Source organism: Rhizobium aouanii (assembly GCF_037002925.1).
Lineage (GTDB): Bacteria > Pseudomonadota > Alphaproteobacteria > Rhizobiales > Rhizobiaceae > Rhizobium > Rhizobium aouanii.
Genome location: NZ_JBAMYD010000004.1, coordinates 110,203 through 122,161, shown reverse-complemented (window position 1 = coordinate 122,161; position 11,959 = coordinate 110,203). Strand labels below are relative to the sequence as shown.

At 61.3% G+C, this 11,959-nt stretch carries 13 protein-coding genes; 9 read left to right on the top strand and 4 right to left on the bottom strand.

The window, feature by feature from the left end:
- Positions 1 to 13: 13 nt before the first annotated feature.
- From V8P77_RS08655 to V8P77_RS08645, 3 genes are read right to left on the bottom strand one after another with little or no spacing between them, the layout of a single operon-like run.
- Positions 14 to 1,114 carry an ABC transporter ATP-binding protein gene (locus V8P77_RS08655; RefSeq protein ID WP_335911780.1) on the bottom strand — a complete coding sequence of 367 codons (1,101 nt, stop codon included), beginning with the start codon at positions 1,112 to 1,114 and terminating at the stop codon, positions 14 to 16.
- A 4-nt stretch (positions 1,115 to 1,118) separates the two neighbouring features.
- Positions 1,119 to 2,057, bottom strand: a complete 939-nt coding sequence (locus V8P77_RS08650; RefSeq protein WP_335911779.1) for a carbohydrate ABC transporter permease — start codon at positions 2,055 to 2,057, stop codon at positions 1,119 to 1,121.
- Positions 2,054 to 2,950 carry a carbohydrate ABC transporter permease gene (locus V8P77_RS08645; protein WP_130703634.1) on the bottom strand — a complete coding sequence of 299 codons (897 nt, stop codon included), beginning with the start codon at positions 2,948 to 2,950 and terminating at the stop codon, positions 2,054 to 2,056. Before V8P77_RS08645 ends, V8P77_RS08650 begins: the two co-directional genes overlap by 4 nt.
- 179 nt (positions 2,951 to 3,129) lie before the next feature.
- Between V8P77_RS08645 and V8P77_RS08640 the strand changes: the two genes are divergently transcribed.
- From V8P77_RS08640 to V8P77_RS08600, 9 genes are all read left to right on the top strand, one after another.
- Entirely contained in the window at positions 3,130 to 3,942 is an 813-nt protein-coding gene (locus V8P77_RS08640) for an aldo/keto reductase (RefSeq protein WP_335911776.1), read from the top strand.
- 131 nt (positions 3,943 to 4,073) lie between these two features.
- A complete protein-coding gene (locus V8P77_RS08635; RefSeq protein ID WP_335911775.1) occupies positions 4,074 to 4,514 on the top strand; it encodes a VOC family protein in 441 nt (146 codons plus the stop codon).
- Positions 4,515 to 4,668: 154 nt separating this feature from the next.
- Positions 4,669 to 5,688 carry a LacI family DNA-binding transcriptional regulator gene (locus tag V8P77_RS08630; protein ID WP_113547826.1) on the top strand — a complete coding sequence of 340 codons (1,020 nt, stop codon included), beginning with the start codon at positions 4,669 to 4,671 and terminating at the stop codon, positions 5,686 to 5,688.
- 30 nt (positions 5,689 to 5,718) lie between these two features.
- Positions 5,719 to 6,477 (top strand): sugar phosphate isomerase/epimerase family protein, encoded by a 759-nt coding sequence (locus tag V8P77_RS08625; RefSeq protein WP_335911773.1) that lies wholly within the window; start codon positions 5,719 to 5,721, stop codon positions 6,475 to 6,477.
- Between the two features lie 219 nt (positions 6,478 to 6,696).
- Positions 6,697 to 8,688, top strand: a complete 1,992-nt coding sequence (locus tag V8P77_RS08620; RefSeq protein WP_335912208.1) for an AfsR/SARP family transcriptional regulator — start codon at positions 6,697 to 6,699, stop codon at positions 8,686 to 8,688.
- A 105-nt stretch (positions 8,689 to 8,793) separates the two neighbouring features.
- Entirely contained in the window at positions 8,794 to 8,937 is a 144-nt protein-coding gene (locus tag V8P77_RS08615) for a hypothetical protein (RefSeq protein WP_012763602.1), read from the top strand.
- Between the two features lie 13 nt (positions 8,938 to 8,950).
- Entirely contained in the window at positions 8,951 to 10,213 is a 1,263-nt protein-coding gene (locus tag V8P77_RS08610; protein ID WP_335911769.1) for a YcaO-like family protein, read from the top strand.
- Positions 10,210 to 10,953 (top strand): TfuA-like protein, encoded by a 744-nt coding sequence (locus V8P77_RS08605; RefSeq protein WP_025397651.1) that lies wholly within the window; start codon positions 10,210 to 10,212, stop codon positions 10,951 to 10,953. Before V8P77_RS08610 ends, V8P77_RS08605 begins: the two co-directional genes overlap by 4 nt.
- A 66-nt stretch (positions 10,954 to 11,019) precedes the next feature.
- A complete protein-coding gene (locus tag V8P77_RS08600; protein WP_020052848.1) occupies positions 11,020 to 11,286 on the top strand; it encodes a hypothetical protein in 267 nt (88 codons plus the stop codon).
- Between the two features lie 81 nt (positions 11,287 to 11,367).
- On the opposite strand, the gene V8P77_RS08595 is transcribed toward V8P77_RS08600, so the two are convergent.
- The gene (locus V8P77_RS08595; protein ID WP_025397650.1) at positions 11,368 to 11,772 is read right to left on the bottom strand and encodes a helix-turn-helix domain-containing protein; all 405 of its coding nucleotides are present in this window, start codon (positions 11,770 to 11,772) and stop codon (positions 11,368 to 11,370) included.
- Positions 11,773 to 11,959: the final 187 nt, after the last annotated feature.

Here is an 11,959-nt window from a genome sequence, read left to right as displayed (position 1 = left end):
TTTGGTTGCTCATTCACATGCGGCGCCCGGTGCGGGCGTCGAAGACATTGGCTTTGCCGCGCGGAAAATCGGCGCGCAGGCTCTCGCCGGCGCTGAGGCCGGCGGCACGGTCCGGATCGACGCGCAGCGCCAGCAATTGATCGCCGAAGCCGAGATAGGCGGTAGCATCGGAGCCTGTGCGTTCGGCATGCCTGAGCGGCAGCTCGAAGCTTGCCGCTGCATTGGCGACCGGCTGATCGGCGACGACGAAATGCTCGGGCCTGAGGCCGATGACGACCTCGGCACCGCTTTCCGGCCGCTGCGAAAAACCATAGTCGCCGAGATCGATGACATCGCCGGTATCGAAGCCCGCCTTGACGCAATGGCCATCCACCTTCAGCCGCGCCGGGCGGAGATTCATCGCCGGCGCGCCGATGAAGCCGGCGACGAAAAGATTGGCGGGCTTGCCGTAGATCTCGTCGGGCGTTCCGAATTGCTGGATGACGCCGCCGTCCATCACCGCGATCTTCGTCGCCATGGTCATCGCTTCGATCTGGTCATGGGTGACATAGACGACGGTCGGTTTCAGCGTGTCGTGCAGCTTCTTGATCTCCAGACGCATCTCGGTGCGAAGCTTCGCGTCGAGGTTCGACAGCGGCTCGTCGAAGAGGATGACACCGGCTTGCTTAACGAGGGCTCTTCCAATCGCAACGCGCTGACGCTGGCCACCGGAGAGCTGCCCGGGCTTGCGGGCAAGCAGCGGCTCGATCTGCAGCAGCCTCGCGGCAGCCGCGATGCGTTGCTCGACCTCCGCCCGGTCGAGGCGGCTCGCGGCAAGGCCGAATTTCAGGTTTCCGTAGACGGTTTTGGTCGGATAGAGCGCATAGGACTGGAAGACCATGGCGAGGCCGCGGTCCCTGGGATCGAGATCGGTGACATCGCGCTCGCCGATCATGATGCGACCGTCGGAGACTTCGAGCAGCCCGGCAAGCAGATTGAGCAGCGTGGTCTTGCCGCAGCCGGAGGGACCGAGCAGCACCAGGAAATCGCCATCCTCGACCGCGAGATTGAGATCGTCGAGGATCGTCATCGCGCCGAACGACTTGACGATATGTTCGAAGGAAACGCGCGGCATGAGGTCAACCCTTGATCGCGCCGGCGGTGATCCCCTGAACGAAGAACTTGCCGACGAGGAAATAGATGACGAGGGGCGGAATGGCGGTGAGCAGGGCGGCCGCCATATTGTCGTTATAGGCGACGACGCCTGTGGACACGGTGATGAGATTGGCGAGGATGACGGTCATCGGCTGCGTGCCGAGCCCGCCGAAGGTGACGCCGATCAGATAGTCGTTCCAGATCGAGGTGATCTGCAGGATCAGCACGACGATCAGGATATTGCCCGACATAGGCAGGATGATTTCGATGAAGATCCGCCAGAAGGAGCCGGAATCGATGATCGCGGCACGCATGATCTCCTGCGGAATATCCTTGTAATAATTGCGGAAGATCAGCGTCAGCACCGGCATGGCGAGCACGGCGTGCACCACGGCGATGCCCCAGAGCGTGCCATAGATGCCGATCGACGCGGTGATGCGGATCAGCGGATACATGATGACCTGGAAGGGCACGAAGGCGCAGATGAAAAGCAGGAAGAGGAAAGCATTCGCCCAGCGCACATTCCAGAGCGCCAGCGCATAACCTGTGACGATCGACAGCGCGATCGACAGGATCAGCGACGGGAAGAGGATCAGCACCGAATTCCAGAAGCCGACTTTGAGGCCGTTGCAGTTGATGCCGGAGCAGGCCTTGTTCCAGGCGTGGTCCCAGGCCTCGAGCGTCCAGACATGCGGCAGAGAGAAGATCGCGCCCTCGCGGATCTGGTCCATCGTCTTGAACGAGGTGACGACGACGACATAGAGGGGCACGCAGAAGAACAGCGCGCACATCGTCAGGAACAGCAATATGGCGATGGAGCGCCCGCGAATGCGTTTCTTCTTGCGAGGGAAGAAAGGCTGGCGCGGGCCGGGTGAAGCGTTCGTCGCATCTTCCAGCACTGCTGCTTGCGTCACCATGGTCATCGCGAACCCCCGTTCGCCCGGCGCTGCTGCCAGGTGGTGATCAGCACCAGCGGCAGGAAGATCAGCGCGGTGATGACAAGCATGGTGATGGCGGCGGCCGAGGCATAGCCGATATTGCTCTTCGCCGAGAGCGCGTTGATGGTGAAATAGGCCGGAACCCAGGTCGAATTGCCAGGCCCGCCATTGGTCATCGCGACGATCACGTCATAGGCCTTGATGACGCCGAGCGAGAGGAGGATGGCGCAGGTGATGAAGGTGAACTTCATCATCGGGATGATGATTTCCAGATAGAGCCGCCAGAAGCTGACGCCGTCGAGGCGCGCGGCACTCCAGATTTCGGTGTTGATCGATTTCAGACCTGATAGCATCAGGGCCATGTAAAAGCCGGAACTTTGCCAGATCGAGGCAAGGATGATCGCGTACATGGCGGTCTCGGGGCTCGCCAGCCAGTTGAAGCTGACCGAGGTGAAGCCCAGACCGTGCAGGAAATTCTGAAGCCCGAGCTGCGGATTGAAGATCCAGCGCCAGGCAGCGCCCGTGACGATCAGCGAGACGGCGAGCGGATAGAGGAAGACCGTTCGGAAGAAGCTCTCGCCGCGCCATTCGCGATCGATCATCGCCGCGAGGATGAAGCCGAAGACGATGGCAAGGGCGCTGCCGATTCCAAGGATGACCAGGTTGTGCAGCGAGATCGCCCAGCCGGCATCGTTGAAGAGCCGTTCATACTGGCGCGTCCACTCGCTCCAGTCGATCTCATATTCCGGAACGCGGCGGCTGCGCGTCAGCGATAGCCATGCCGTCCAGCCGATCGCGCCGATGAATGCGACGAAGGTGACGGCGACAGCCGGCGCGAGAGCCAGCTGGGGCATCATCCGGCTCCAGCGTAGTTGCATCTCTTCCTCCCAGACCCGATGCTCCCACATCGGACCAAACCTGAACAGGCTTGTATTATCGTTAAACTAAGATCAAAAATGCTCATGCGTCAACAGGCGATTTTTGCCTGCTATCGCTCGAAACTGGCGATAAACTCGGCAAAATGGGCCGGATGCGACCGGAAGGATAGGAAGATCACATGGAAAATCAGCAGCTTATACCAAAACTGGGCTTCGGCACCTATGGTCGCAACGGCAGTCAGGGCATAGACGCCATCCTCTGCGCGTTGGAGACCGGCTACCGGCATCTCGATACCGCGCAGACCTATGACACCGAATTCGAGACCGGCGAGGCGCTGCGCCGGTCCGGCATTGCGCGGAGCGACGTCTTCATGACGACGAAGATCTCGACCGACAATTTCGGCGAAGGCAAGCTCATCCCTTCGCTCGAAAAGAGCCTGGAGGCGATGCACATCGACCAGGTCGACCTGACGCTCATCCATTGGCCGGCGCCCAATGGCGCCATTCCGCTGGAGGTCTATCTCTCGCAGATCGTCGAGGCACAGGAGAGGGGGCTGACGCGGCTGATCGGCGTCTCCAACTTCACCATCGCACTGCTGCAACAGGCAGAAGTGATCGTCGGAAAGGGGCGGATCGTCAACAATCAGTTCGAACTCAACCCACTGATCCAGAACAAGAAACTTGCGGATTACTGCAAGCGGAACGACATCCTCGTCACCTGCTATCTGCCGATCGCCCGCGGCACGCTTTCGGGTGATCCGGTGCTCGGCTCGATCGCCGACAATCACGCCGCCACGGTCGAGCAGGTGATCATCGCCTTTGAACTTGCCAAGGGCTATTGCGCCATTCCGACGTCGAGTCGGGCCGAGCGCATCCGCTCGAATTTCGCCGCCGGCGAACTGCAGCTGAAACAGGAGGAGATCGCCCTCATCGAGGCGCTCGACCGCAACCAGCGCACCATCGATCCCGACTGGGGTCCCGATTGGGATTGAATCCGCCGGCGGTTGACAATTCCGCACGGCGCGTACAATTGTGATCGCGTATTATCGTTAATTCAAAACGGACTTCTGTTGATCGAAACACCGTTGACGGCGGCGACCGACGCCGCCCGTGAGGAGGAAACATGCTTGGAATAACCGGCTACGGCCATGTCGCCATCAAGGTCAAGAATCTCGAAGCCTCGCTCGACTTCTACCGCGAACGCCTCGGTTTTCCCGAGATGCTGCGCCTGAAGAACGACGACGGCTCGACCTGGCTCGTCTATCTCCGCATCACCGACGACCATTATCTCGAGATTTTCCCCGGCGCCGAAAACGACCGGGCGCCCGGCTGGAACGCCAACGGCGTCAACCACATGTGCTTCACGATCGACGATCTGGATGCGACGGCGGCGAGGATCCAGGCGGCCGGCATCAAGCTCACCGCCGAGATCAAGCCGGGACTCGACGGCAATCGGCAGGCCTGGATCGAGGATCCCGACGGCAACCGCATCGAGCTGATGGAGATGCATCCGGATTGCCTGCAGTACCAGGGCATCGAACGGCTGCATGCCGAAGGAAAATAATGAGGATCGAGAAAGCCCCGTGGGGTGGTATCCCGCGGCTTTCGCTTCCGCTTTCCCCGGGAAGCTTCCGCTTTCCCCTGTGGAAACTTTCACTTTCCACGGGGGAAGGTTATGGAAGGAAGATTAAGCATCAGGACATGTAGCCGCCTTCACGATGACCAGATCGAGCGTCCGCCTCAAAGACATTGCCGACAAGACCGGATTTTCCGTGAACACGGTCTCGCTGGCGCTTCGCGGCAGTCCGCGCATCCCGGAGGAAACGCGCCAGCTGATCCGCACCATCGCCGAGGCGCTGAATTACCTGCCGAACCACATCGCCCAGTCGCTGGTCAGCCGCGAGACGAAGACGATCGGGCTTATCCTCACCGACATCACCAATCCGACGCTGATGCGCACGGCGCAGGCGATCGAGCTGGAACTCGCCGACAGGGGCTACGGTACGCTGTTTGCCACCTCCAACAACGATCCGGAGGAAGAGATCAGGGCGCTGGAAATGTTCCGCTCGCGCCAGGTCGACGGCATGCTCATCTATCCCCGCAGCCATCGCAAGCTCGATCATATCCGCAAGATCCGCCAGTCGAATTATCCGATCGTGCTGCTCGTCGGCGACCCGGATTCCGGCATTGACGCGGTCTGCGTCGATGAGAGGCGCGGCGCCTATAAGGCGACTCGGCATCTGATCGACACCGGCCATCGCAGGATCGGCATCATCGACAGCGCCAATCCGCTCGGCAATCTGGAAAAGAGCGAAGGTTACCTGCAGGCGCTTTCGGAAGCCGGCATCGCCTTCGAGCCGGTTCTAACGGCCGACCCGCAGGGCCATTCGGTGATGAAGGGCTATTGGGCGATGGACCAGCTGATGAGCGCCGCCAACCGGCCGACCGGCGTCTTCGCCGCCAATGATTCCCTTGCGATCGGCGCCTTGCGTTGGTGCCAGAAGAACGGCGTGAACGTGCCCAGGGACGTCGCCATCATCGGCTTCGACAATATCGAATTCGCCGAACATGCGGCAACGCCGATTTCGAGCGTCAACTACGCCGTCGACATCGTCACCGAGCTTGCCGTCGAACGGCTGATGCGGCTCGTCGCCGCCAAGGACGCGCTGCCCGACCCGCGGGTCACCATGATCGAGCCGGATCTCGTCATCCGGGAAAGTACCACCGGCCGAAGCTGAAGCCGGGGCCGGCACGAATGGGAGCAAGACATGCGCTATCCGATCTCCTACCAGCTTTATTCCTCACGCAATTTTCCGCCGCTTTTTGCCCAGTTTCCTGAGTTGAAGGCTTTCGGTTACGACGCGATCGAACCCTGGCTTCCGGCTTATGAGGCCGATGCCAAGGCTTTCCGCACGGCGCTCGACGGTGCCGGGCTGAAATGCCACTGCTTTCACATGCCGCTGCAAGGGCTGGTCGAGGAACCGCAGCGCTTCATCGACATCGCGCTGACGATGGGCGCCACCATCATGATCCCGCCCTATGTGGCGCCGGAAGAGCGCGGCACGACGGCGTCTTATTGGAAGAACCTCGGCGCGCAATTGGCCGAAGGGGCGGAGCAGGCGGCAGAACACGGGCTGAAGGTTGCCTGGCACAATCACGATTTCGAATTCTTTGCGCTGGCCGACGGGTCGCGGCCGATCGACCATATCTTCGAGGGAGGCGGCGACACTGTCTGGTTGGAGATCGATTGCGGCTGGATCACCCGCGCCGGCGCCGATCCGGCCGCCGAACTGAAGAAATTCGCCGACCGCATCATCGCTATCCAGATGAAGGACATGGCGCCGAAGGGCACCACGACGGAAGACGGTTGGGCTGCGACCGGCGACGGCATCATCGACTGGGAAAAACTCGTACCACTCTTCCGCGAGACAAAGGCTGAGCATATCGTCACCGAGCATGACAATCCGGCCGACTGGCGCCGCTTCGCCCGGCGTTCGATCGAGCACATCAAGGCGCTCGGCCTGTAACGCCGCCGCGATTTGGTTGGGAATAGCGGCTGACAAGGCCATCGACAGCGGAAATAACCTGCCGCCACGACACGCAAACCGCAGCCTCACGAAAGTGTTGGCAAGCATTTCCTCCCCGTGTGGCGCGAGAATATGCAAATGTTCGATGAAACTTCTTCTTTTTAAAGCAAAACCGCTATGCGTCGGGCTCTTATGGCTCTAACATGTTTTTGATTGGCCGTGCGCTTGCGCGCCTTGGCTTTCAGGGGTGAGAACCGAGATGCAACGGACATCCGGCAGATGCTGACGAACAGGCTATGCCTGCTCGGAAGACCGCGATTGCTGGCGGCGGGGAAGGAGCTCCCCTTGCCGGAGAAGTCGTATTTTCTCCTCGCCATGCTCGCCGCCGAACCCAATTTCGAACTCGACCGCGAAACCGTCAGGCGGCAGCTCTGGCAATCGGAGCTGCCGGAAAAGCGGGCCGGCAGCCTGCGCCAGCTGCTGGCGCGCATCGAACAGAGCATTCCTGCCGGCCTTCCATCGCTGCTTGCCGCGACCCGAACCCATATCAGCCTTGCGGATGGCTGGGAGGTCGACGTTCACATCCTGAAACAGAAAGGGCCGCTCGCACCCGAAGACTGCGACCTGCTGAACGGCGAATTGCTCGAAGGCGTCAAATCGCCGACGCAGGGCGCCGAGGACTGGCTGACCTTTGAGCGCCAGCGTGTCGACGAGTTGCGCTCCGCCCATCTCGCCCGGCTGGTCGAGACATCGGAAGACAGATCGGACGAAGAGCAGGTCACGCTTGCCAGGCGCCTGCTGGAACTCGACCCTGCCAGCGAGACGGCCTATCGCGCCTTGATGCGCACCTATGTCAGGATGAACGATCCGGCAGCGGCGCGTCAGGCCTATCTGAAGTGCAAGAGCCAGCTGAAGGACGACTTCGACACCGAGCCGGAAGAAAGCACCACCGCTCTTGCCCGCGAACTGAACCTGGTGCCGGCAGCACAGGCGACGTCGGGACATTCTCAGTCGGCGCCTAACCTTTCCGTCGGTCCGCTTGGTCAGCCGCGTATCATCATCCTGCCGCCGGAAAGCATCTTCACCGATCCGCTGATGGAGCGCGTCGGCAGGGCGCTTCTCGAAGACGTCACCATCGGCCTCAGCCAGCAGCGCGGCTTCAAGGTGATCGCGGCGCATACCAGCCTGGAAATCCTCAGCCGTTCGATCGATCCGTCCCGTGCCGTGCCCGGTCCGCTCGACCTCAGCTTCGACTATGCGGTCTACGTCACCATTCAGGGCCGCGACGAGGATGTCTATGCGACCTGCCGGCTGACGCGGACGACGACTTCGGAAGTGATCTGGGCCATCGAGCTGCCGCTGGTCATGCAGAAGATCAGCGAATCCTTCGCGCATCTGACGCGGCGGATCGTCTCCTCGCTCGCCGACACGATCGAGCGCCACGAACTGGCGATACCGATCGGCGAGGCGCCGCCGTCGGCCTACCGTCTCTACCTGGAAGGCAAGCGGCTGATCGCCCAGACCGACCTGCAGCATCTGCGCCAGGCGCGCAAATGGTTCAAATCCTCGCTCAATCGTTATGAACATTTCTCCGCCGCCCATGCCGGCATGTCACGCGCGCTCGGCATGGAATGGCTCATCCGCGGCATGCGGGACAAGGAACTGCTCGACGAGGCGAACGGAGCTGCCCGGCAGGCGCAGCAGTCCGACCCGAACAGCGGCCGGGCCTACCGCGAGCTCGGCTTCGTGGCGCTTTATCGCCGCCGCTTCGACGAAAGCCTGGAATATTTCCAGCAGGCTCAGGATCTCAATCCTAACGACGCCGACATCCTGGCCGATTATGCCGATGCGCTTTCCCATGATGGCGATTTCGATCGAGCGCTGGAGCTCAGCCGCGCTGCCTTCAAACTCAATCCGCTGCCGCCGGACTACTACTACTGGAATCTCGGCGGCATCCACTTCATGCGCGAAGAGTATGAAATGGCGATCGAGGCGCTGGAACCGGTCAAGACGAAGCAGGCGACGGCCCGCCTGCTTGCCGCCTCGCATGCCATGGCAGGCGACACGGGCAAGGCTGGGAATTACGCCAGGATGGTGCTGGAAAACTTCCCCGATTTCCGCAGCGAGGACATCCGCCATTTCGTCCCCGATCGCGATCCCGCCTATACGGAACCGCTGATACAGGGCCTGCAACTTGCCGGACTTCCCTGATGCACCGCCTTTTAACGAAGCCTGTAACGCTTAAATGACGCAGGCAATGTTTCCCTCCGATGGTTAACGGCAGCAAGGCGCTGCCTGACCAATCGGAGATGAAACATGAAGACGAATGCTGACACCACCGCAGCTCAGACACAGTCACTGCGCTTTTCTGCAGCCGCCAAGGCAGCCATGAAGCAGGACGAGCTCAACGTTTCCGCCAATGCGCTCGAGAGCCTGACGCATGCGCTGAGGTTCCGCTAAGGAACAAATCGGTATGTCTGCTTTCACCGACCTTGAAACGCTTGCCGGTGACCTCAAACGATCATCGGCTGGCGTCAGCGACTATCATGACCGCGCCGTCACGCCGGCTCAGACCCTCGCAGCCATCAGGCCGCATTTGCGCGAATTCGGCATCACGCGCGTCGGTCTGCTGACCGCGCTCGACGTTTTGAACATCCCCGTCGCCTTCGCAACGAGGCCGAACAGCCATACGCTCTCGGTCTTTCAGGGCAAGGGTATCGACAACGATGCCGCCATGGCCTCGGCGGCGATGGAAGCAGTCGAGACGCGGATCGCCGAAATTGCCCCCGCCGACCTGACGCAGGCGACGGTCGAGAGCATGCGGGCGGAGCGTGCCGCGATGATCGATCTCGACAATGTCGCACGCTGCGCGCCCGACGAGATCGGCAGCAGTCCTATTCCCTGGTGCTCCGGGCTCGACATCCTTTCCGGCAGCAGCGTCTTCGTACCCTGGTGGCTCGTCGGTCTCGACCATCGCGGCGAGAGGCCGCCGGGCTTCGAGCAGTCGAGCGATGGGCTTGCCTCCGGCAACACGCCGTCCGAAGCGGTCCTGCATGGGCTTTGCGAGCTCGTGGAGCGCGACGCCTGGGCCTTGACCCAGCTAAAATCGCCCGAGCGCCTGAAGGAGAGCCGCATCGACCCCGCCTCCTTCGGCGATGCGGTCATCGACGTCATGACAGACCGGATCACCCGCGCCGGCATGAAACTGCTGCTGCTCGACATGACGACGGATATCGGCGTTCCCGCTTTTCTGGCCGTCATCATGCCAGGCAACCTTTCCGACCGTGTCGACGCGCGCTGGTCGCATGTCTGCGGTGGCTGCGGCTGCCATCCCGATCCCGTGCGCGCCGCGCTGCGCGCCATCACCGAGGCGGCGCAGAGCCGGCTGACCGCGATTGCCGGCAGCCGCGACGATTTCTCGCCGCGTATCTATCAGCGGCTCGACAGGAGCGCGGCGATGCAGCAGGTGGTCGAACTCTGCGAGGGCGACGGCCGGATGCGCTCGTTCCAGGCCAGCGATCGCCGCCCGGCGACGATCCAGGACACCATCGGCCATATTGCCGACCGGCTGGCGGCGACCGGCATCGAGCAGATCGTCGTCGTGCCGTTTCCGCACCCGGCCCTGCCGGTCTCCGTCGTCAGGGTGGTCGTGCCGGGATTGGAGGTCGATATTTCAGGCCAATATATCCAGCTCGGCCTGCGCGCCGTCAACACCATGAGAGGAGCCGAATCATGAAGGTCCTGTTCGTCGGCCCGAGCCTTGGCAGCGATCTTGCCGCGGCAAGGGCCATGTCTCCTCGCATCGACTTCCGGCCACCGGCCGCCTGCGGCGACATCCTGAAAGCCGTTCGGGACGGCGCCACCGCGATCGGTCTCGTCGACGGCTATTTCGGCGATCTGCCCTCGGTCTGGCACAAGGAAATACTCTACGCACTCGAACACGATGTCGCCGTTGCCGGCGGCGCCAGCATGGGCGCGTTGCGGGCAGCCGAATGCGCGCCCTTCGGCATGATCGGGCTCGGCTCGATCTTCGAAGATTACGAGTCCGGGCGGCTGCTCGACGACGAGGCCGTTGCGCTGGTACATGCGCCGCAGGAGCTCGGCTGGCTACCGCTTTCCGTACCCTGGGTCGATTTCGAGCCGACCATCGATGCGCTTTACGCCAACGGCGAAATCTCGTCCGGCGAGCGCAAGAAGCTGCTGCTGGCGGGCCGTTTCCTGCATTTCTCCGAGCGCACCTATGCCAAGGTGGCCGACGAGTGCCATTTCCGCAAGCCGCGCCGCGACCACATCCTCGCCGCCATCCGGGGGAACCGCGTCGAGCGCAAGCGCGGCGACGCGTTACTGGTGCTGGAATGGCTGCGCCGGGACAAATTCCGCCCGGTCAACCGTGACTGGCGCTTTGCCGCGACCTCGCACTGGGAACTCCTGCACGCCGAAGTCACGCGCAATGCGGTTCCTGTAACGCTTGAATAACGGTCGCGGCGGAAGATGCAGTCATGATGGAATCGTAGGGTTCCACGACCAAAGAGGGCGGGAACGATGTTTGAACAACACAACGAAGGTACCGGCAGCGAATACGCAAGGATCTTCCGGCTACTGTCGGCAGCCAAGGAGGAGGCTGAAAAGCTTCAGCTGCGCAATCTGATGCACCTGACGAACATGGCGCTGCTGCAGGTCGTCATCGATTGGGACGGCATAGACCCCGACAGGGAGCTTGACGTCAATCTCGAAAAGCTGGTCGGCAGCAAAGCCAAGATCGCAATGAAGGATGCCAGCGAGAATCTGATCCTGATCGATCGCCATTGAGCCCGATCGATTGCTATTGATCTCGATCAACCGCCATTGATCCTCATGCGGTCCGTTCGGAGCGCGTGAAGGACAACCGGTCTATTCGGCGGCTTCAGTATCCAACTGTCCGGTGTTGGCAATCGCCTGGACGAGCTTCAGGATCTTCTTGCGAAGCGCTTCGTTCTTGATCGAAAAGAACGCCGCATTGAGAAGCACGCCTTCGCGCGAAATAACGAATTCCTCGCTGGGAGCAGCGTTGTCGTTGGCCGTATCAGGGGTCGACAGATCGTCGAAAAACGTCCTGACATCGACCTTGAGCGCGCCGGCGATTTCGACCAGCATGCTGGCGGAAACGCGGTTGGAACCCTTTTCGTATTTCTGGATCTGCTGGAACGTTACGCCCACACGATCGCCCAGTTCCGTCTGAGAAACTTTCCTCAATAGACGCTGGATGCGGATCGTCTTTCCGACGTGAACATCGACGGAATGCGGTTCTTCTTTCATCTCATTTCCCTTCTGAAGGCAGCGGACATGGGGTTATTCGCCATATCCGTGTCAACAACTTTTAGCCGAGATAAATAAGGCTAGCAATTGCTTGCATGTAGATAGAGTTAAACCCGAAAATCGAGCCCTTTTTGTTCCGGAATGGCACAAAAAACATGCCGAAATGGCACGTCCAGGAGGCCGGTCG

Excerpts from the sequence above, each read along its gene's own strand:
- V8P77_RS08655 (WP_335911780.1), bottom strand. The coding sequence starts at position 1,114 with ATGCCGCGCGTTTCCTTCGAACATATCGTCAAGTCGTTCGGCGCGATG.
- V8P77_RS08650 (WP_335911779.1), bottom strand. The coding sequence starts at position 2,057 with ATGACCATGGTGACGCAAGCAGCAGTGCTGGAAGATGCGACGAACGCT.
- V8P77_RS08645 (WP_130703634.1), bottom strand. The coding sequence starts at position 2,950 with ATGCAACTACGCTGGAGCCGGATGATGCCCCAGCTGGCTCTCGCGCCG.
- V8P77_RS08640 (WP_335911776.1), top strand. The coding sequence starts at position 3,130 with ATGGAAAATCAGCAGCTTATACCAAAACTGGGCTTCGGCACCTATGGT.
- V8P77_RS08635 (WP_335911775.1), top strand. The coding sequence starts at position 4,074 with ATGCTTGGAATAACCGGCTACGGCCATGTCGCCATCAAGGTCAAGAAT.
- V8P77_RS08630 (WP_113547826.1), top strand. The coding sequence starts at position 4,669 with ATGACCAGATCGAGCGTCCGCCTCAAAGACATTGCCGACAAGACCGGA.
- V8P77_RS08625 (WP_335911773.1), top strand. The coding sequence starts at position 5,719 with ATGCGCTATCCGATCTCCTACCAGCTTTATTCCTCACGCAATTTTCCG.
- V8P77_RS08615 (WP_012763602.1), top strand. The coding sequence starts at position 8,794 with ATGAAGACGAATGCTGACACCACCGCAGCTCAGACACAGTCACTGCGC.
- V8P77_RS08610 (WP_335911769.1), top strand. The coding sequence starts at position 8,951 with ATGTCTGCTTTCACCGACCTTGAAACGCTTGCCGGTGACCTCAAACGA.
- V8P77_RS08605 (WP_025397651.1), top strand. The coding sequence starts at position 10,210 with ATGAAGGTCCTGTTCGTCGGCCCGAGCCTTGGCAGCGATCTTGCCGCG.
- V8P77_RS08600 (WP_020052848.1), top strand. The coding sequence starts at position 11,020 with ATGTTTGAACAACACAACGAAGGTACCGGCAGCGAATACGCAAGGATC.
- V8P77_RS08595 (WP_025397650.1), bottom strand. The coding sequence starts at position 11,772 with ATGAAAGAAGAACCGCATTCCGTCGATGTTCACGTCGGAAAGACGATC.